The following is a 19,094-nucleotide window of genomic DNA, read 5'->3' as shown; positions in this document are numbered from 1 at the left end:
GCGGATCGTGCAGTGCGGCTGCGCGGGCATGTGTATGCTCCGGCGCGGCCCGCGCCGGGGCGCACAACTCCTCGACAAGGATCAAGGATGCGAAAGCCGAACTACAGCATGGAACGCAAGGACCGCGAGCGCGCCAAGCAGGCCAAGGCAGCGGCAAAGCTGGAAAAGCGCACCGCGAAGGGTGCGGATGACCAGGAGACTTCCGCGCCCGCGGCGGGCGCCGAGACCCATCCGGCCGAAGCCGAGGGCGCGAAGCCCAAGGGCTGAGGCTTGCAGCGGCAGGCTCCGGGGCAGGCTCCGGGCGACACCGCGGCGGCGCGCATCAGATGCCTGCGTCGCCGTCCGGCGCCGGCGCAAGCGGCGGTGGGACGCCGGGGCTGCCTTCGGTCCGGTCGCGATGCAGCGCGGCGCGTGCGAGCAGCATCAGCGTGACGGGCGTGGTGATCACCACGAATACGGTGATCAGCACCTCGTGCACCACCGGCCGGGTCTGCGCCACCGAGAAGAACAGCATCGAAGCCAGCAGGATGCTCCCGATCCCGAGGGTTGTGGCCAGGGTGGGGGCGTGCAGGCGCTCGTAGAAGCCGCGCAGCCGCAGCAGTCCGATCGAGCCCGTCAGGCCGAGCGCGGCGCCCAGCAGCACCAGAAGCGCCACCGGCAGCGCCGCCCAGAGGGGAACCGACGCCCCGCCGGTCATTCGATGACCTCGCCGCGCATCAGGAACTTCGACAGCGCCGCGGTCGCGACGAAGCCGAGCAGCGTGATCAGCAGCGCCGCCTCGAAGTAGTGCGTGGTCCCGGTCCGGATGCCGAACACCAGCAGCAGCATCGCGGCGTTCACATAGAGTGTGTCGAGGGCGAGAACGCGATCCTGCGCGCGTGGCCCGAGCAGCACGCGCAGCGTCGCGCAGCCCATCGCCAACGCCAGCATCAACTGCGCCGCAAGCAGGGACCAGCCGAGCACCACGGCGCTCATTCGAAGATCTCCATCAGCGGTCGCTCCCACTTCTGCTTGATGGTGCGCACCCAGGTCTCCTCGTCCACCATGTCGAGCACGTGCATCAGCATCGTTCCGCCACGCGCGTCGTAATCCACCCAGACCGTACCGGGCGTTGCGGTGAGGATGCAGGCGAGCGCGGACAGGCCGTAGGGATTGCGCATGTCGAGGGGGATGTGGACGAAGCCGGAGCGGCGCGCGCCCGGTTCGCGCGGCTGCAGGATGATGCGGGCGACGGCGTTGTTCGACCGCACGATCTCCACCAGCACGTCGCGCAGCAGGCCGGGCACGAGGCGAAGCCGGCCCAGCCTTCCCTTCGGCAGCATCAGCACGGCCAGCATGCCGGACCCCGCCGCCGCCAGCACGGCCCCGAGCAGGATGGCGCCGGGCGAGACGCTCTGCTGCAACAGCAGCCAGAGCAACAGGAAGCAGAGCGCGAGGAGCGGATAGGACAGCAGCCGCCTCATGGCTTCGTCTCGCGCAGGGAAGCGGCCGCGCCCATCACGCCGTCGAGATAGGCGCCGGGCGCATGCAGCGCCTCGGCGGCGGCGAGCATGTAGTCCAGCGCCGGCCCGGCCGCGACGGTGAGCGCGACGCAGAGCGCAAGCAGCAGGCCGATCGGCGCGATCTCGAGCAAGCTCACCCGCGGCACGGCCGAGGGCGGGGAGGTCCAGAACACGTCGATGCCCGTGCGCAGCATCGCCACCAGCGTCGCGAGCCCCGACAGCAGCAGCGCCGCGACGACGACCCAGCTGGAGGCGGGGATGGGCGCGCCTGCGGGTCCGAGCAGCGGCGCCATCATTGCGAACTTGGCCAGGAAGCCCGAGAGCGGCGGCAGCCCCGCCAGCAGCAGCGCGCAGGCGGCGAAGCCGAGCCCGAGGATCGCGACCATGGCCGGGAAGGCGACGCCGACCGCCTCGGGGTCTTCCAGGTCGTCCTCCTCCTCGCCGGTGCCGAAGGCCTCCCGCGTCACCGCCAGCACGTCGGCGCCGACCTCGCGTCCGCGCTCCAACAACTCGATCAGCAGGAACAGGGCGCCCAGGGCCAGGACGGAACTGGCGAGGTACAGCAGCGCGCCGCCGGTCACCGCCGCCTGCCCCAGGCCCACGGCGGCCAGCAGCGTCCCGGACGACACCAGCACGCTCGACCCTGCCAGCCGCGGCAGGCTCTGCGCGGCGAGTACGGCAGTCGAGCCGAAGGCGATCGTCAGCAGCCCCCCGGTCAGCAGGATCGCGGCCCCGAAGCCCGCCGACGCCCCGCCCTCGGCGCCGAACAGCAGCAGCCAGACGCGCAGCACCGCATAGACGCCGACCTTGCTCAGGATCGAGAGGATCGCCGCAGCCGGCGCGCTTGCCGCCGCATAGGTCCCGGGAAGCCAGAAGCCGAGCGGCCAGACCGCGGCCTTGATCAGGAAGGCAATGCCCATCACCGCGAGCCCCGCCTCCAGCAGGGCGCGGTCCTCCGTCGCAACATCCCGCATGCGCGCGGCGAGCTCGGCCATGCTCAGCGTCCCGGAGATGCCGTAGACGACGCTCACCCCGATCAGGAACAGCAGCGACGCGACCAGGTTGATGACGATGTAGTGCAGCCCCGCCCGCACCCGCGCCGTACCCGACCCGTGCAGCGCGAGCCCATAGGAGGCCGCGAGCATCACCTCGAAGAAGACGAACAGGTTGAACAGGTCGCCGGTGAGGAAGGCGCCGTTCAGCCCCATGAGCTGGAACTGGAACAGCGGATGGAAATGCGCGCCCGCGCGGTCCCACCGCGCGAGCGAGGCGACGAAGGCCGCCAGACCGAGCACGGCGACCAGGGCCAGCATCAGCGCCGAAAGTCGGTCGTGCACCAACACGATGCCGAACAGCGCCGGCCAGTCGCCCAGGCGGTAGATGCGCAGCTGCGCGACGTCCGCCATCCCGAGCAGCGCGATGGCGAGCCCGACCAGTGTCACCGTCGAGATCAGGCCGAGCGTCACCACGAGCCAGCGCCAGCGATCCCCGGCCAGCACCATCGCCGCCCCGGCCAGCATCGGCACGATGATCGGCGCGGCCACCAGGTGGTCGGTCCAGCCGCTCACCGCCCGCGATCCCGCCCGTCGACATGATCCGTGCCGGTGAGGCCGCGCGCGGCAAGCAGCACCACGAGCAGCAGCGCCGTGGTGGCGAAGCCGATCACGATGGCGGTCAGCACCAGCGCCTGGGGCAGCGGGTCGGCGAACTGGCCGAGGCTGCCCTCCTGCCCCTTCTCCAGGATCGCGGCGGCGCCGGTGCGCAGCCCGCCCGTCGAGAAGATGAAGAGGTTCACCGCATAGGACAGCAGGGACAGGCCGATGATCACCTGGAAGGTGCGGGGCCGCAGCAGCAGCCACACGCCCGAGCCGGCCAGCACCCCGATGGCGAGGGAGACGACGAGTTCCATCAGCCCTCCCCCGCCACGGCAAGCGGCGTTGGAGCGGCGGCGGGCCTGGCGGGCACGCGCGGCGTGGCGCGGCGTCCGCGCACGGATTGGTGCGCCAGCGCCACCAGCATCAGCAGCGTGGAGCCGACCACCAGGGCGAAGATCCCGATGTCGAAGACCAGCGCGCTGGCTGTGGGCACTTCGCCGATCAGCGGCAGGTCCGCATAGGCGAAGTAGGTCGTCAGGAACGGCCGGCCGAAGGCGAGCGCGGCGAGCGCCGTGCCGGCGGCGATCAGCAGGCCGGAACCCATCCACAGCCGCGGGCGCAGCAGCCGCAGGCGGTCCTCGGTCCAGTCGGTGCCGCCGATCATGTACTGCAGGATGATCGCGATCGCGACCACCATGCCGGCCGAGAAGCCGCCACCGGGCAGGTCGTGGCCGCGCAGCAGCAGGAAGACCGCGACGATCAGCATGGCGGGGAAGACGAGCCGCGTGAGGGTGAAGGGCACCAGCAGCCAGTCCGCGCCGTCGCGCGGCTCGCCGCGCCCCGTCACCGCCGTCCCGGCCACTCTCCCCCCTGCCAGCACCTGCTGCTCCGGCAGGGCGACGCTGTCCGGCGCAGGTCGGAATCGCCGCAGCAGCGCATAGGCGGTCAGCGCGACCGCGGCGACGACGAAGATCTCGCCGAGCGTGTCGAAGCCGCGGAAATCCACCAGGATGACGTTCACCACATTGGTGCCGCCGCCTTCGGTGTAGGCGCGCTGCAGGAAATGCTGCGCCAGGATCTCGGGCGGCACGCGCGTCATCACCGCATAGGACAGCGCCGCGAGACCACCGCCCGCCGCGACGGCCAGGCTGAGATCGCGCAGCCGGCGCGTGCGGTTCAGCACCTCCGGACCGCGATCGCCCGCGACCTCCACCCGCTTGGGCAGCCACCGCAGGCCGAGCAGCAGCAGCACGGTGGTGACGACCTCCACCGTCAACTGCGTCAGCGCCAGGTCGGGGGCGGAGAACCAGATGAAGGTGACGACCACGGCAAGGCCCGCTCCGCCCAGCAGGATCAGTGCCGCCAGGCGATGGAACTTGGCCATCCAGGCCGCACCGATCGCGCAGGCGCCGCCCGTCAGCCAGACCAGCGCGATCACCGGATCGAGCGCGGTGAGCGGCAGGTTGCCGGGCCCAAGGCCCCGCAGCCACACCGCCGCGCCGCCGGCCAGGAACGCGACGCCGACGATCAGGCGAAGCTGCGGCTGCAGGCGCCGCGTGCCCGCCAGCGCCTCGGCCCGCCGTGCCATCCGCCAGGACAGGAACACCATCGTCCGCTCGAAGATTCGCTGGCCTTCCAGGCGCCCGAGGAGCGGCGGCCTCTCGATGCCGCCGCGCAGCAGGCGGTGCAGCAGCAGGTAGAGCAGGATGCCGCCGGCGGTGGCGGCCATGCTCATCAGCAGGGGCAGGTTCACGCCGTGCCAGACCGCCAGGCTGTAGTAGGGCACGGCATCGCCGAGCAGCGACCGCACGGCGAGGGCCAGGAAGGGTCCCACCGTCGCCGCCGGCAGCACGCCGACCATGATGCAGATCAGCACCAGGAACTCGACGGGCAGGCGCATCCAGTTCGCCGGCTCATGCGGCTTGCGCGGCAGGTCCGTGGGCTCCGGCCCGAAGAAGGCGCCGTGAATGAAACGCAGCGAGTAGGCGACGCTGAACGCGCTGGCGAGCATCGCGGCGAAGGGCAGCAGGTTCAGCAGGCCGAGCGGCGTTTCGGCCGTCAGCGCCTCCGCGAAGAACATCTCCTTGGAGAGGAAGCCGTTCAGCAGCGGCACGCCCGCCATCGCCGCCGCCGCCACAAGGGCAAGCCGCGCCGTGAACGGCATCGAGCGATTGAGGCCGGAAAGGCGCCTGATGTCGCGGGTGCCCGTCTCATGGTCGATGATGCCGGCGGCCATGAACAGCGAGCACTTGAAGGCGGCGTGGTTCAGGATGTGGAACACCGCCGCCACCAGCGCGAGGGCGCTGTTCAGGCCGAGCAGCAGCGTGATCAGCCCCAGATGGCTGATCGTCGAATAGGCCAGCAGCCCTTTCAGGTCGTTCTGGAAGATCGCGATATAGGCGCCGACCAGCATCGTGATCAGCCCGGCCGTGCCGACGATGAAGAACCAGGCATCCGTCCCGGACAGGACCGGCCATAGCCGCGCCATGAGGAACACGCCCGCCTTCACCAGCGTGGCAGAGTGGAGATAGGCGGAGACCGGCGTCGGCGCCGCCATCGCATGCGGCAGCCAGAAGTGAAAGGGGAACTGCGCGCTCTTGGTCAGGGCGCCCAGCAGAATGAGGAGCAGCGCGGGCAGATAGAGCGCATGCTCGCGGATGCGATCCCCGGCACCCAGCACCGCATCCAGCTCGTAGCTGCCGACGATATGACCGAGCACCAGCACGCCCGCGAACAGCGCCAGCCCGCCGGTCGCGGTAATGGTCAGCGCCATGCGCGCGCCGTCGCGCGCGGCGGCCGTGTGGTGCCAATAGCCGATGAGCAGGAAGGAGAAGAGGCTCGTCAGCTCCCAGAAGAAAACGAGCTGAATCAGGTTGCCCGAGATCACCACCCCCGTCATCGCCCCCATGAAGGCGAGCAGGAAGGCGAAGAAGCGCGGCACCGGGTCGTTCTCGGACATGTAGTAGCGGGCATAGAGCACGACGAGCGCACCGATGCCCGTGACCAGCCCGGCGAACAGCCAGGCGAAGCCGTCCATGCGCAGCGAGACGTTCAGGCCGAGCGCCGGCATCCACGCGAACTCCGCGCGCAGCACGCCGCCCGCGGCAACGGTCGGATAGGCCGCCCAGACCAGCGACATGCCGAGGAGTGCGATCCCGCCGGCCAGGGCCGCGGCCGCGTTGCGCGCGTGCGTCGGCAGCAGGCCGGCGACGACCGCGCCGATGAAGGGCAGGACCAGGATGGCAAGGAGAGGAAGCGCGTCCGGCATCGGCGCGGGTCAGCCCCCAATTCCTGCAGCAAGCGCCGTCGCGGCGCCGCAGGACGTCACACCGGCCCCGGCGTTGCCGGGGCGGCGAGCAACGCCACGATCTCCTCCGGCGCTGCGGCCGCGCGCAGCCGCCGCAGGATCTGCGCGTCCCGCAGCGACCGGCAGGTGTCCGAGAGCATCGGCAGGAATCCTTCAGGCGATTCGTCGGGCCAGAGGACGAGGATCACGAGATCCACGGGCTCCTCGTCGCGGGCCTCAAACTCGACGGCATGACGCAGCCGCGCGAACAGCACAACCGGCGGCGCGTCGCCCTCCATCCGCGCATGCGGCAGCGCCACACCGCGGCCAAGCGCCGTCGAGCCCAGGCGCTCCCGCGACTCGATTGCGTCCAGCACCTCAGCCTCCGGCCGGCCCAGGCGCTGGGCGGCCTCGGTGGCAAGCCGTTGCAGGACGGCCGACTTGGTCGGCACATCGAGGCCGAGGATCACGTCAGCCGCGGAAAGATGGTCCGTGATCCCCATTGCTCCATTCTCCCTGCCGTGCTGCCCGGGGTCGCTCCCGGCGCACGCCTGCGCGGACCGCCCAGATGTAGGGGCAGGACAAGCGCGCCGGAACATGGCCAGGGTACCTGCCCGGAACGCGGCGGCACGCCGCGATCTACGGGGCTCATCCGTCGATGCGCCTATCAGGAAAGTTACGCAGGAGCAATCCGCGCGACTTGGTCGATCCGTCGCCTTGACGACAGCGTGAACCGCCACGCGATAGAGGCGATGAGAAAGCCAAACAGGGCAGCGTCCTTGCGGGCCTCTCCTTGGCGATCCCGGCGCATCCGGTGTGCTCGAATCATCGCTCCCGGATCACGCGCGCGCCATCCCGTATTCGATCGGCGAAAGCGGTGCCGGACGTGTGGTCCCGATCTATCGAAGGATCGGTGAGCGCGGCCCGCCGCGCCAACGGTTCCCGTGCGAGATGGCGGATCGTGTCGGGCGGTTCGTCGAAGAAGGCGGAGCGCTCAGGGCGGTCGTCTGGGCTCACACGGCATCGGAGTTCGGGGCTTGAAAATAAATATATGATTTCCCTTATTTAGATAATGCTAATTGGGGATACGTAGCCGGATGGGCGGAGCGACGCTGGAGGGTCCTGACGACCCAGGGGCATTGCAGGAGAAGGCGGGAGAGGCGGCGGGGCTGCTCCGCCTCCTGGCCAACGAGAACCGGCTGCTGCTGCTCTGTCATCTCGTCGCCGAGGGCGAGATGACGGTGGGCGCGCTGGCCGAGGCGGTAGGACTCTCCCAGCCGGCGCTGTCGCAGCATCTCGCGACGCTTCGCGAGTCCGGGCTCGTCGCCTCGCGGCGGGAGGCGCAGACGGTGTTCTACCGACTGGCCGAGCCGAAGGCCGCCCGCGTCCTGGCCGTGCTGCGCGACCTCTACTGCCCGCCAGTCCCCTGACCAATGCCCAGGCCGGCCGCGCCCTGCTGGTCACCTCTGCAGCCTCTCCCGCAGTCTCGGACTGATCGGCTGAGCCTCCGGCGCCGGCCGATCGCCGTCGCGGCGGCTGCCCGCGCCCGGCCGCCCGCTGCGGAAGGCTACGATCCGCCGATCAGGATGCCGGTGGCCAGTACCAGGCCGCCGCCCAGCAGGATCTGGAACATGGCGCGCCCGATCGGCGTCTCCATGTAGCGGTTCTGGATCCAGACGATGGCCCAGAGTTCCACGAAGACGACCAGAAGCGCGATCGCCGTGGCGGTCCAGAAATGGGGGATGAGGTAGGGCAGCGCATGGCCAAGCCCACCCAGCGCGGTCATCACCCCTGAAGCCAGGCCGCGCTTCCACGGCGCGCCGCGGCCGGAGAGCTTGCCGTCATCATGCGCCGCCTCGGTGAAGCCCATCGAGATCCCGGCGCCGAGCGAGGCGGAGAGTCCCACCAGGAAGGTCGTCCAGGGGTCCTGCGTGGCGAAGGCGGTGGCGAAGATCGGCGCCAGCGTCGAGACGGAGCCGTCCATCAGCCCCGCGAGTCCCGGCTGGACCCAGGTCAGCACGAACTGCCGCTTCGCGGCGCTGTCCTCCTCGGCGCCGGCGCCGCCGCCGAGTCGATCCTCCATCAGCGCGTCGGCGCCCTGCTCATGCTGCGCCTCCGCCGCCGCCAGGTCGCCGAGCAGCGTGCGGACCTCGGCATCCGTGGTGCGCCCGGCCGCCGCGACGTAGAAGGCGCGCGCGGCCTGCTCCATCGCGCGCGCTTCCTCCCGGATGCGGTCCAGGCCGAGATTCTCGACCAGCCAGACCGGCTTGCGGGCGTAGAAGTCGGCCACGTGCTCGCGCCGGATCGGCAGGATCAGGTCGCCGTAGCGCGCGCGATACAGGTCGATCAGCCGCCGGCGATGCTCGTTCTCCTCGGCCGCCATGCCGTCGAAGACGGCGGCCGAGGCCGGGTAATGGTCGCGCAGCCGGCTGGCGTACAGGGCATAGATCTGGCTGTCCTCCTCCTCCGAGGAGATGGCGAGCGCCAGGATCTCCTGCGCGGACAGACTGTCGAAGCGGCGGCGGGAGCCGCCGAGCACGGGAAGGAGCGATCGCATACAGGCAGGTCCATGGTCCGGTCTTGTGCCGCCGCGCCCGCGCCGCTGACGGCATCGGACGCGATGGCGCGCAGGCGAACCGGGCGCACTGCCCTGCCGCGCCTGCTTCGCCGGAAGTCTATCGCGCCGCCGCCGGTGCCGCCCAGGGCAGCCGGCGCCGCAGCAGCGGAATCCTCAGTCGTCCCACGCCGCGCCGAGCGCCGTGCGCAGCTCCGCTTCCAGCTCGTCCGGCCGCAGAAGCCGGATTGCCCGGCGATCCGCCTCGATCAGCCCGCCCGCGGCGAGCGCCATGAGCTCCCGCGAGACCACCTCGCGCCGCGTGCCGATTCGCGCCGCAAGCTCGTGATGCGGCGGCGGCGGCGAGATCCGCCGCATGCCCGCCGCCGGGCGCGCCAGGCGCAGCAGTTCGGCGCAGAGCCGAAGACGCACCGGCAGCACCGTCAGTTCCAGCAGGCGCTCATCCTTCTCGCGCAGCCGCGCCGTCAGATGGCGCATGCAGGCAAGCGCGGCAGCCGGCGAGGACAGGATCGCCGCCATGAACGGCTCCGCCCGCAGCACGGCGAGGCGCGTGCGATGGATCGCCGTCACGGAAGCCGATCGCGGCCGCTCGTCGATCGCGGCGATCTCGCCGAATGCCTCGCCGGGTCCGACATCGCGGAAGATCATCTCGTGCCCCGACGGCGCGCGCAGCACGATGCGCATGCCGCCCTCGAGAATGAGAAAGATGTCGCGGCTCTCGTCGTCGAAATCGAGCAGCAACTCGCCTTCCACGCAGCTGCGGATGCTCGCCAGCTCCGCCAGGCCGGCCAGGCGGTCTTCCTCGAGCGCGGCGAGCAGCGGGAAGCGGGCCAGTTCGGCTTTCGGTACGGGCATGGCTCTCCTGGGCCGGCTGCGCACGCCAAGAAGAGCGCGCATGGCCTGCCTCCGCAAGCGCCACACGCCGCTTCAGGCGGCCCGTGCGCCGCGTCCCTGCCGCAGGGATCGCAGGCTGTCCTGCGCGCGTTCGGCATGCCGCACGGCACCCATGCGCCGGGCCAGCTGCACCGCATCGAGGAGATCCCGCTCGGCCTCGTCGAACCGTCCGGCGCGCAACGCGATCAGGCCGCGCACGCGCATGGATTCGGGGCGGTAGAAGAACTCGCGCGGGTTCACCGTCAGCGACTCATCGGCCGCGGCGAGCGCATCGGCGACGTTGCCCGCGGCGAGGCATCCCTCCGCCAGCCAGGTGACATAGCGCGTCATGGCGACGCGGATGCGCTTCGCCTGCATCTCCGCGATGCCGTCGCGGATCAGCGCGATGCCTTCCTCCACAGCTCCGAGCCCGACCTTGGCGCGCCCAAGGATCACCCGCGTGCTGGCGGTGAACTGGGCGATCCCGTATTTCTCGCACAGGGCGATGCTGTCGGCGGCGTGGCGCGCGGCCTCCGCGTATCGCCCGACCAGGTTGAGATAGGCCGTGTGCATGGTCTGGCCGTACACGGTGTCGAAGGGATTGTCGTCACCGCGCCCGGTGAACAGCGCGGCCCCGATCCTCCGCTGCGCCTCGGCCTCGTCGCCCAGCGTCCAGGCGATCATCGCGGCATTGCCGAAGGTCTGTGCGATCCAACCGGGCTGCGCGTGGAAGGCCGCCTCGTCGAAATAGGCCGATCCCCGCTGGAACGCCTCTTCCGCTCCGCCGATGTCGCCGACCCGGAACTTCGAGGTCATCAGCATCATGTGCGCCGCCGCAAGGTGCCGGGGCTGACCATTGGCGAAGGCCAGCTGCTCGAACTGTCTCGCCAGGACCAGCCCGGTGTCGAAGTCGCCGCCGCTGGATGCCGCGGCCCAGGTGGCCCAGGCCTGCAGCAACTGCTGCTCGCTGTCCCCGCGCGCGTCGGCCAGCGCGCGTGCGCGCGCCGTCGTCTCCAGTGTCCGCGGCGCGGACAGCCCCTGCGTGATCCGCAGCACATGGGCGTAGAGCCCCAGCAGCTGCAGCTCCCGGTGGTCCCGCTCCGTCGAATCCGGCTGCTGGCGCAAGGCCGCCAGCGCGGCGCTATAGGCGCTCTCCGCCTCGACAAAGGCGCGGCGTTCGCTCGCGTACTGGCCCGCCTCGGTCCATGCGGCGATCGCGGCATCCGGCTCGCCGGCATTGCTCCAGTGATACGCCAGGATTTCCGCCTTCGATGCGGCCTGACCACCGGCGGCATCCCGTATCGCGGCGGCGACCGACCGGTGCAGGTCGCGTCGCCGGCTCTTTGGCAGCGAGCCATAGGCGGCGTCGCGCAGCATGGCGTGGCGGAACGCATAGATCCCGCGATGCCGGTCCGTCGCGCTCAGGATGCCATGCTGGCGCAGGGTGGCGATGCCCGCGCGGAGCGCGCCCTCCGGCATGTCCGACAAGGCGAGCAGCATGGTGCGTGGAACGTCCGTGCCGATGACGGAGGCAAGTTGGGCCAGGCCCTTCGCCGGGCCGAGCTGATCGAGCCGCGCCATCAGCAGGTCCGCGAGGCTGCCGGGCACCTGGGCGTCCTCCGGCCCGGTCTGCGTGCCGGCGGCGGCGCGCTGCTCGCGGACCAGATGCGCCAGCTCGACGCCGAACAGCGGCACGCCGCCGGCGCGCTGGATCACCCGGCTCAGCTCCTGCGACGGCAGCGGGCCGGCGCCCTGCTCCAGGCCGCTGAGCATCTCGCGCAGCTCGGCATCGACGAGCGGTCGGAGCGGCACGACGATGCCGCGGGCGGCGTCCTGCACCGGCCGCCGTGGGGTCCGCGTCGTCGTCAGGAGCAGAACCGGCAGCGAGCCGATCGCCCCGCCGATGAAGTCGAGCAGTTCCAGGGACGATGCGTCGGCCCAGTGCAGGTCCTCGAAAGCGAGGACAAGCGGCCGCGACCGGGCGGCGCCGCGAATCCATTCCGCAAGCGCGGCAAACAGCAAGGCGCGGGTTGCTGCCGTCGGCGCCAGCGCTTGGCCGCGTTCCGCATCCACCGGAAGGTCGAGCATGTCGGCGAAGGCCGACAGGGCGCTGGCGAGCCCGACCTCGCATCGCGCCAGCAGGCGGCGCAACCGCGCATGGAAGCGCGCAGGCGTCAGGTTCCCGCCGGGGTCGACGATGCGCCGGATCACCTGAGAGACCGGATGGAACGGCGTGCCGCTGAAGAACTGCGAGCCGCCATCCTCCATCCAGCTGTGCCTGTCCGCGGCGATCCGGTGCCGAAACTCCGCGACGAAGCGCGACTTCCCGAGCCCGGCCTCGCCGAGGATGGTGACGACGCGACCGCGTCCGTCCTGCACCTCGCGCCATGCCGCCAGCACGACGTCCAGTTCCTCCTGCCGCCCCACCATGCGCACGGGCGACGCGCCGCTTGCCGTGTGTATGCGGCTGCGCAGCATGCTTTGGCCGACGACCTGCCAGACCTGCACGGGCTCCCCGAAGCCCTTGAGCGTGACCTGCCCGCGATCCTCGCAGGCGAACAGCCCACCCGCCAGCCGCCTGGTCGCGTCGGAGATGACGACCTCGTTGGCGGCGGCAAGGGACTGCAGTCGCGCAGCCAGGTTCAGTGTCTTGCCGACCGCGCCCGGCCCGGCCCTCGCTGTCGCCTGGTTCGCATGATCCACAAGGACGAGGCCGGTCGCGATGCCGACACGCACGCCGAGCGGCGCACCCTGCGCTGCATGGCTCTTCGGAATCGCCCGGCAGAGCGCCAGCCCGGCGCGGATGGCGCGTTCGGCATCGCTTTCGCTGGCGTGATGGAAGCCGAAATAGCCGACCGCGCCATCGCCCTGCATCTCCGCCACGAAGCCGCCGGCCGACTCGATCGCCGCGGCGCAGCCCTGCTGATAGGCATGCAGGATCTCGGCCCAGTCCTCCGGGTCCATCGCGGCGGCGAGCCGGGTCGATTCGACGAGATCGGCAAACAACACGGTGAGTTGCCGCCGTTCCGCCAGCCTCGTGCGCGCCACGGTCGGCGCCGGCGGCAGGGGACGCGCCACTTTCAGCGCAACCCGGAAGCCCGCGCCGTGCGAAGTCGGACCGCTTCAGCCATGGGGCAGCCGCACGGCTTCGATGATGACGAGCTCGGCGATGTTGACGGGCTCGGCCTTGCCGATGACCGTCGCGCCGGTGGACATCAGCCAGACCCGGTCCGGCGTGCCGGCGACCGCGAAGCGGAACTTGCCATGCACGCTGTCCAGCGTCGCGTTGTCGCTGGTGAAGACGATGTCGGCATTGCCCAGAGCAGTCTCGTCGAGCAACATCGTGCCCTTGAGCTGGAAGGTGGCGACCAGCACGCCATCCCGGACCGATCCCTGCAGCGGCGTGCCGGAGGAGGTATGGCTCCCTTCGAGCCCTCCCTGCGCATCGAGCGTGAAGCGGCCGATCCCGCAGATGCGGTGCGGCACGTTGTTCCGCATCGCATTGCCCTCGAACTTGTAGACGTAGCTGCCCGCGAGATCCGGCTGGCGGATGCTTGGCTCAGCCGTGGTCGCCGACATCGTGGTCTGATGGGACATCGTCGCATGCTCCAGGCCACTATGCTTCGCGGCTACGCGCTCGGCGCAACCATCTCGATTGCTGACGCTATGCACATATGCTTCCCTTCGGTCACCTGCATAGAGGGGGGAGCGACCTGTGAAGAAGCCGACGCAGACGCGTGCCAAGGAGCCGATGCATGAGCTGGCGGCGCGGATCCGCTGCGAGGCGCCACCGGACGGGCTATCGGATGAGCAGCTCTTCGCGCTGCACGAATTCTTCCACGTCGTCCTGGCAGCCGGCTACCGGCTCTACCAGGTCGTGCCACGCGAAAAGGCCGCGCCTGTGATCAAGGAGAAGTTCGAAATCTTCTGTGCGGCCGCCATGGCCGGCAAGGATCCCGAGGGCGCATAGCGCCGGCGCAACGTTGCCGGCGGGCGTGTCGGCGCGTCAGCGCGCCTCGGCCGCGCGGCAGCCAGCTTCCACCTCGGCCGCAAGCTGCTCGGGTCGCGGCAGCGGAAGCCCTCCGCGCGCGGACACCGCCGGACCCTAGCGCTGCAAGGCGCTGCGCACGCGTGAGACGACCTCGCGGCAGGTGCCGGTGCGCGCCGCCTGCGCGTGATGCGGGCGCGGCGGCGACACCGCAAGGCCGCCGGAAGCATGCAGCCATCCAAGGCGTAGCAGCAGGGCGGTCAGGCTGGGCCTGACCCGCAGCACGGCAAGCTCCGGCAGGCGCGCATCCTTCTCCCGCACCAGCAAGGCCAGACTCAGCATCACGTCCTGCGCCGCCTGTGACCCAGGTCACGGAGCGCCGCGGCGCGACACGGGCATAGCGGATGCCCACCTGATGCGACTGGAGCGCACCGATGCGAACCGACCGACCCTTCCCATCCGCGGCGCTGCATCGCTGGTGCCGGCTCGGCGTGCTGGCGGCGCTGCTGCTTGGCAATCCGGCACGGCCGCAGGCCGAGCCGGAGGATCCGCCCGAGCCGTTCGAGGAAATCGAGGCCTTCGACGCCGGGCCGGCGCGCGGCGTTCTGGTGCTGCCCGGCGGCGCACCGGACCGCGTGACGCCCGCCGTGGTGATCCTGGATAACGAACGCGGCGAAGGCCACGGCAGCCCGTACAGGGATCGGATGCTCGGCGCCGGCCTCGCCGTTCTGGATATCCGCCACCGCCAGGGCGACCCGCTCGACGCGGTGCTCGAAGCGCTGGCGGCGCATCCGCGTATCGCCCGGCAGCCCATCGGCGTGCTGGCACTCGACCAGGGTGCCTCGCTCGCGGCGTTGCGGGCGGGACGGGTCGCGGCGCTGGCGCTGCTGCATCGCGGCTGCAGCGCGCCCGCCGCGGCCGGAAGCCAGGCCGCGGCGGAGGACGCGATCGCGCAGGTCAGCGGCTTCTTCGCCGCGGTGCTGGCGGGGCAGGCGCAGTGACGCGCAGCAAGGCGGCCGGCCGGCCCCGCTGAACGCATCGTCCGCCATCATCCGGAAGAACGGACAGACCCGCGGCATCCAAGGCCGGACGATGACCGCACGCGGCCGCGGCGCCAGAACCCATCATCGCCCTTGCTTCGAAGGGGCCGTCCACACATCGCGATCGGCCCGAGCGCGGCGGCCACGGGGCCGTGACTCCTGCACAGGGTTCCCATGCGCGTCGACGCCGCGGGCCGGGCGGCACTTGCGCCGGGACGAGAGCTCGCCTAGCGTCCGCTGACCACATCGTGGTCAGCCTGCCCATATGGTGGTCCAACACAGCGCGCGCCGCCCGGCGCCGAAGCCGAAGCCGCCCGTCGAGTCCCACGCTGACGGTGCTCAGGGCACGCAGGCCCTGGTGCGCGCCTTGCGCCTGCTCGACATCGTTGCGGCGGATGGCCCGCTGCGCACTGCTGCCGTGGCCGAGCAGGCCGGGCTGCCGCGGGGCACCGTGCACCGCATGCTCGGCGCGCTGGCCGAAGCCGGCCTGCTGCGGCAGGACGCGGCCGAGGGCAGTTGGCGCCTCGGCCTCAAGGTGTTCGAGATGGCCCATCGCGTCTGGGACTCGCTCGACCTGCGCGGCGCCGCGGAGCCGGAACTGGCGCGTCTTGCCGCCACCAGCGGGGAGACGGCACGGCTCGCGCTGCTGGATGGCGATGGCTGCGTCTATGTGGACCAGCGTGAAGCCGCACGGTCCGGCGTGCGGCTCGGCAATGGCGTCGGCGCGCGGACCGCGCTGCATGCTTCCGCCTGCGGGAAGGTGATCCTGGCGCATCTGCCGCCGCCGGAGCGGCGCCGGCGCATCCAGTCCCTGCCCCTCACCCCGCTCACCAGCGCGACGATCACCGACCCCGCCGCCTTCCAGCGCGACCTCGATCTGGTCAAGGCCCGCGGCTACGCCGTCTCGCTCGAGGAGAGCACCGAAGGCGTCGCCGCCGTCGCCGCGCCCGTCGTGGACCATCTGGGCGAGCCGATCGCCGCGGTCTGCGTGCTCGGCCCCAGCTTCCGCCTGCCGCCGGATCGCCTGCATGCGCTGGGCCGCGAGGTGATCGAGGCGGCGCGGCGCATCTCCGGCAATGCGGGGCATGTCGAAATGTCGATCGCCACCACGCGGCCTTCCGCGCCACCGAGCCCGGGCGTGCGCTGCGCCGTGGAGGCGCGGCCCTTCCTCGGCGAGGGGCCGGTCTGGCTCGCCGATGCCCGACGCCTGCTGTGGGTCGATATCCTTGCGCCTGCGGTGCATCTCAGCGACGCCGCCAGCGGCGAGGATCGCGTGCTGCCGGTGGGCGAGCTGGTCGGCGCCGTCGTGCCGCGCGCGAAAGGCGGCTTTGTCGCGATGATGGGCAATGCCTTCCGCGCGCTCGATCTGCAAGGCGGCGTCACCGGAACTCTGCGGGTGGCGGAGCCGGACAAGCCGGGCAACCGCTTCAACGACGCGAAATGCGATCGCGCCGGGCGGCTGTTCGCCGGCACCATGGCGATCGACGCCGGGCCGGGACAGGGCACGCTGTGGCGGCTCGATCCCGACCTGACGCTGACCGCGGTGGAGACCGGGCTGCACATCTCCAACGGCCTGGGCTGGAGCCCGGACGACCGGACCTTCTACTTCACCGATACGGGCACGCGCACCGTCTATGCCTATGACTACGAGCTCGCGACCGGCGCGGCGACGAACAGGCGGGCTTTCGTGACCTTCGACGGCGCCGCGAAGCCGGATGGCCTGGCCGTGGATGCGGAGGGCTTCGTCTGGATCGCGCTCTGGGATGGCTGGGGCGTGGCGCGGCATGCGCCGGACGGCACGCTCGATCGCTTCGTCTCGCTGCCGGTGCCGCGGCCATCCTCGGTCTGCTTCGGCGGCAAGGATCTGCGCACGCTGTTCGTGACCAGCGCGCGCGTGCGGCTTTCCGCCGCGCAGCTTGCGGAGGCGCCGCTGTCAGGCTCGGTCTTCGCAATCGAGCCAGGTGTCGCCGGCGCGCCGGTCGGCGCCTTCGGCGGATGAACATGGAAGGGAGGATGGACATGCTTCACATGGCACTCGGACGACGCGCGCTGCTGGGTGGCGCGGCGGCGCTTGCGGCTTCCAGCACGGCACGCGCGCAAGGCAGCACGCTGACCTATGTCGGCTGGAGCCAGGACGAGGCGGCGTCGAAGCCGGTACTGACCCAGGCCTTCGACGGCTTCCGCGCCGCGAATCCCGGCATCCGGCTCGACATCGTCGGCTTCCCCTGGGCGCAGATGCAGCAGAACCTGGTGCTGCGCCAGCGCAGCAACCAGCCGCAGGACGTGGTGCAGTTGGCGGAGCGCTGGCTGCCGCAATTCTCCCGCGTGCTGCGCCCCGCCGACATGCGGGAGGTGCTGGGCGCGGAGATCGCGCAGGCGATCGATCCCGGCCTGCTGCGCATCGGCCAGGTCGGCGGCGCGCAGCTCGGCCTGCCCTGGACCGCGGCCTCCATCGGCATGGTGGCCAACAGGAAGGTTCTCGCCGATGCCGGCGTGACGGAGACGCCGCGCACGGTGGACGCCTTCGCCGATGCGCTGCGCCGCATCAAGCGGACCAATGCGGAGGTCGTACCCTATGCCTTCGCTACCAAGAACAACCTGACCATGTCGCCGGACTACCAGGTGTGGCTGTGGACCTTCGGCGGGCGGCTGTTCGACGCCGAGGACAAGGTGGCGGTGGAGAGCGACGCCGCGCGCGCCGCGCTGTCCTTCCTGGTGGATCTTGCGAAGGAGGGGCTGATCGCGCGCGACGTGGACCGGCCCGATGCGCGCCGCCTGTTCGGCCAGAACCGCACCGCCTTCTATCACGACGCGCCGCTCGCCCGTGGTTTCGCGCGCGACAACTCCGGCCAGGGCGCGGCCTTCGACGCCAATGTTGCGGCCTTCGCGACACCCGTGCTGCGCGCGGGCGATGCGACGCGGTCGCTGATGTGGGGGCACCTGCTGGTGCTGCCGAATGCGCGCGGCGCCCGCATCGCCGGGGACTCGGCCGCGGCGAAACTGGTGCGGCATCTTGCGATGGATGACGAGGTGCAGCTGCGCTACTTCCGCGCGGTCGGGCTGTTCCCCGTCACGCGCTCGGCGCTCGCGAAGCTCGGCGACGATGCCTATGTGGTGGAATGGGCGCGCAACGCCGGCACGGCGGAGATGGACGAGCCCTCCACCTGGCCGAATGCGGCCGACATCACCAACATCGTCGGCGAGGAAGTGCAGGCGGCGCTGCTGCAGGCCAAGCCGCCCGCCCAGGCGATCGGCGACATGGCGAACCGGCTGCGCCGCGCCACCGCCAACCAGCGGCGCACCTGACGCATGAGTATTGCCATCGCACGGCAGCCGGTTCGGCCCGCGCCGCGCCCGGGCGGCCTGGCCCGGGCGCAGGCGCGCACCGGCCTGCTGCTCGTGCTGCCGGCGATGGCGGTGTTCTGCGCGGTGATCCTGTTTCCCTTCCTCGATTCGCTGCGCCGCGCCTTCTACGAAGACACGCTGATGACCACCGAGCCGGTTTTCATCGGCTTCGGCAACTTCGTGCAGTTGTGGGAAGACGGGACCATCATCGGTACGTGGCTGGTCACCGTGGTGTTCGTGGTGCTTGCGACGGCCGCGACCTTCGCGCTCGGCCTCGCCTGGGCCATCGTGCTGAATGAGCGCTTTCGCGGCCGCACCCTGGTGCGCGCGCTGTCGCTGCTGCCCTGGGTGCTGCCTTCCACCGTCGTTGCCTTCCTCTGGGCCTGGCTGCTGAACGGGCAATACGGGCTGCTCAACGCGGTGCTGCTCACCTTCGGCCTGCTGGACGAGCCCGTCGCCTGGCTCGCGACATCGTCGGGCGCGATGGCGGGCGTGGTGGCGGCGAAGACCTGGCTCTCCATCCCGCTCTTCTCCGCCTTCCTGCTCGCCGGGCTGCAATCCCTGCCGCGCGAGCAGGTGGAGGCCGCACGCATAGACGGCGCCGGCAACTGGCATGTCTTCCGCCACGTCGCCTGGCCGCATCTCCGCCCGACCATCGCCGTGCTGCTGGTGCTCGGTGCGCTCGGCAACCTGCAGCAATTCGACGTGATCTACGCGATGACAGGCGGCGGCCCGGTGCGCGCCACCACGGTGATGTCGGTGGAGGTACAGCGCCAGGCCTTCCAGGCGTGGAATCTCGGCCTTGCGGCGGCGGTCGGCGTCGTGTGGTTCCTCACCATCGTCGGCCCGGCCTTCCTGCGCCTGCGCGGCGTGATGAAGGAGGCGTGAGG

General features: G+C 71.1%; 19 protein-coding genes. 7 read left to right on the top strand and 12 right to left on the bottom strand.

The window, feature by feature from the left end; all coding sequences use genetic code 11:
- Window positions 1-108 precede the first annotated feature (108 nt).
- Window positions 109-267 carry a hypothetical protein gene (locus tag E4T13_RS28690; RefSeq protein WP_170985227.1) on the top strand — a complete coding sequence of 53 codons (159 nt, stop codon included), beginning with the start codon at window positions 109-111 and terminating at the stop codon, window positions 265-267.
- A 55-nt stretch (window positions 268-322) separates the two neighbouring features.
- Here E4T13_RS28690 and mnhG read toward each other — a convergent pair whose 3' ends face one another.
- From mnhG to E4T13_RS28655, 7 genes are read right to left on the bottom strand one after another with little or no spacing between them, the layout of a single operon-like run.
- Entirely contained in the window at window positions 323-697 is a 375-nt protein-coding gene (gene mnhG / locus E4T13_RS28685) for a monovalent cation/H(+) antiporter subunit G (RefSeq protein ID WP_137181753.1), read from the bottom strand.
- Window positions 694-975 (bottom strand): K+/H+ antiporter subunit F, encoded by a 282-nt coding sequence (locus E4T13_RS28680; RefSeq protein WP_137181752.1) that lies wholly within the window; start codon window positions 973-975, stop codon window positions 694-696. Before E4T13_RS28680 ends, mnhG begins: the two co-directional genes overlap by 4 nt.
- Window positions 972-1,463, bottom strand: a complete 492-nt coding sequence (locus E4T13_RS28675) for a Na+/H+ antiporter subunit E (RefSeq protein ID WP_137181751.1) — start codon at window positions 1,461-1,463, stop codon at window positions 972-974. Before E4T13_RS28675 ends, E4T13_RS28680 begins: the two co-directional genes overlap by 4 nt.
- Window positions 1,460-3,070, bottom strand: a complete 1,611-nt coding sequence (locus tag E4T13_RS28670; RefSeq protein WP_137181750.1) for a monovalent cation/H+ antiporter subunit D — start codon at window positions 3,068-3,070, stop codon at window positions 1,460-1,462. The genes E4T13_RS28675 and E4T13_RS28670 overlap by 4 nt, the downstream gene beginning before the upstream one ends.
- Window positions 3,067-3,411: a Na+/H+ antiporter subunit C gene (locus tag E4T13_RS28665; RefSeq protein WP_137181749.1), complete on the bottom strand. Its 345-nt coding sequence runs from the start codon at window positions 3,409-3,411 to the stop codon at window positions 3,067-3,069. The genes E4T13_RS28670 and E4T13_RS28665 overlap by 4 nt, the downstream gene beginning before the upstream one ends.
- Window positions 3,411-6,365 (bottom strand): monovalent cation/H+ antiporter subunit A, encoded by a 2,955-nt coding sequence (locus E4T13_RS28660; RefSeq protein WP_137181748.1) that lies wholly within the window; start codon window positions 6,363-6,365, stop codon window positions 3,411-3,413. The genes E4T13_RS28665 and E4T13_RS28660 overlap by 1 nt, the downstream gene beginning before the upstream one ends.
- Window positions 6,366-6,421: 56 nt before the next feature.
- Complete coding sequence (locus E4T13_RS28655; protein WP_137181747.1) at window positions 6,422-6,886, bottom strand: PTS sugar transporter subunit IIA; 465 nt, start codon at window positions 6,884-6,886, stop codon at window positions 6,422-6,424.
- 594 nt (window positions 6,887-7,480) lie between these two features.
- Between E4T13_RS28655 and E4T13_RS28650 the strand changes: the two genes are divergently transcribed.
- Window positions 7,481-7,813 carry a helix-turn-helix transcriptional regulator gene (locus tag E4T13_RS28650; protein ID WP_137181746.1) on the top strand — a complete coding sequence of 111 codons (333 nt, stop codon included), beginning with the start codon at window positions 7,481-7,483 and terminating at the stop codon, window positions 7,811-7,813.
- 137 nt (window positions 7,814-7,950) lie between these two features.
- Here the strand turns inward: E4T13_RS28650 and mbfA are convergent, their stop codons facing one another.
- From mbfA to E4T13_RS28630, 4 genes are all read right to left on the bottom strand, one after another.
- The gene (gene mbfA / locus E4T13_RS28645; RefSeq protein WP_137181745.1) at window positions 7,951-8,940 is read right to left on the bottom strand and encodes an iron exporter MbfA; all 990 of its coding nucleotides are present in this window, start codon (window positions 8,938-8,940) and stop codon (window positions 7,951-7,953) included.
- 174 nt (window positions 8,941-9,114) lie between these two features.
- Window positions 9,115-9,813: a Crp/Fnr family transcriptional regulator gene (locus tag E4T13_RS28640; RefSeq protein WP_137181744.1), complete on the bottom strand. Its 699-nt coding sequence runs from the start codon at window positions 9,811-9,813 to the stop codon at window positions 9,115-9,117.
- A 72-nt stretch (window positions 9,814-9,885) separates the two neighbouring features.
- Window positions 9,886-12,909, bottom strand: a complete 3,024-nt coding sequence (locus tag E4T13_RS28635; protein ID WP_137181743.1) for an AAA family ATPase — start codon at window positions 12,907-12,909, stop codon at window positions 9,886-9,888.
- Window positions 12,910-12,954: 45 nt separating this feature from the next.
- Entirely contained in the window at window positions 12,955-13,428 is a 474-nt protein-coding gene (locus E4T13_RS28630; RefSeq protein WP_137181742.1) for a hypothetical protein, read from the bottom strand.
- A 118-nt stretch (window positions 13,429-13,546) separates the two neighbouring features.
- Between E4T13_RS28630 and E4T13_RS28625 the strand changes: the two genes are divergently transcribed.
- A complete protein-coding gene (locus E4T13_RS28625; protein WP_137181741.1) occupies window positions 13,547-13,801 on the top strand; it encodes a hypothetical protein in 255 nt (84 codons plus the stop codon).
- Window positions 13,802-13,936: 135 nt separating this feature from the next.
- On the opposite strand, the gene E4T13_RS28620 is transcribed toward E4T13_RS28625, so the two are convergent.
- The gene (locus E4T13_RS28620) at window positions 13,937-14,161 is read right to left on the bottom strand and encodes a hypothetical protein (protein ID WP_137181740.1); all 225 of its coding nucleotides are present in this window, start codon (window positions 14,159-14,161) and stop codon (window positions 13,937-13,939) included.
- A gap of 92 nt (window positions 14,162-14,253) precedes the next feature.
- Here E4T13_RS28620 and E4T13_RS28615 point away from each other — a divergent pair, with 92 nt between their 5' ends.
- From E4T13_RS28615 to E4T13_RS28600, 4 genes are all read left to right on the top strand, one after another.
- On the top strand, window positions 14,254-14,820 hold the full coding sequence (locus E4T13_RS28615) for a hypothetical protein (protein WP_137181739.1): 567 nt from the start codon (window positions 14,254-14,256) through the stop codon (window positions 14,818-14,820).
- A 397-nt stretch (window positions 14,821-15,217) separates the two neighbouring features.
- Window positions 15,218-16,858, top strand: coding sequence for an SMP-30/gluconolactonase/LRE family protein (locus E4T13_RS28610; protein WP_170985310.1), 1,641 nt, complete (start codon window positions 15,218-15,220; stop codon window positions 16,856-16,858).
- A 14-nt stretch (window positions 16,859-16,872) separates the two neighbouring features.
- The gene (locus E4T13_RS28605; RefSeq protein ID WP_170985309.1) at window positions 16,873-18,165 is read left to right on the top strand and encodes an extracellular solute-binding protein; all 1,293 of its coding nucleotides are present in this window, start codon (window positions 16,873-16,875) and stop codon (window positions 18,163-18,165) included.
- A 3-nt stretch (window positions 18,166-18,168) separates the two neighbouring features.
- Window positions 18,169-19,092 (top strand): carbohydrate ABC transporter permease, encoded by a 924-nt coding sequence (locus E4T13_RS28600; RefSeq protein WP_137181736.1) that lies wholly within the window; start codon window positions 18,169-18,171, stop codon window positions 19,090-19,092.
- Window positions 19,093-19,094: the final 2 nt, after the last annotated feature.

The sequence above is a fragment of the Roseomonas sp. AR75 genome (assembly GCF_005222815.1).
Lineage (GTDB): Bacteria > Pseudomonadota > Alphaproteobacteria > Acetobacterales > Acetobacteraceae > Falsiroseomonas.
Note: the sequence above shows the minus strand (reverse complement) of the source record. Positions and strands in the feature narration are given on the sequence as shown.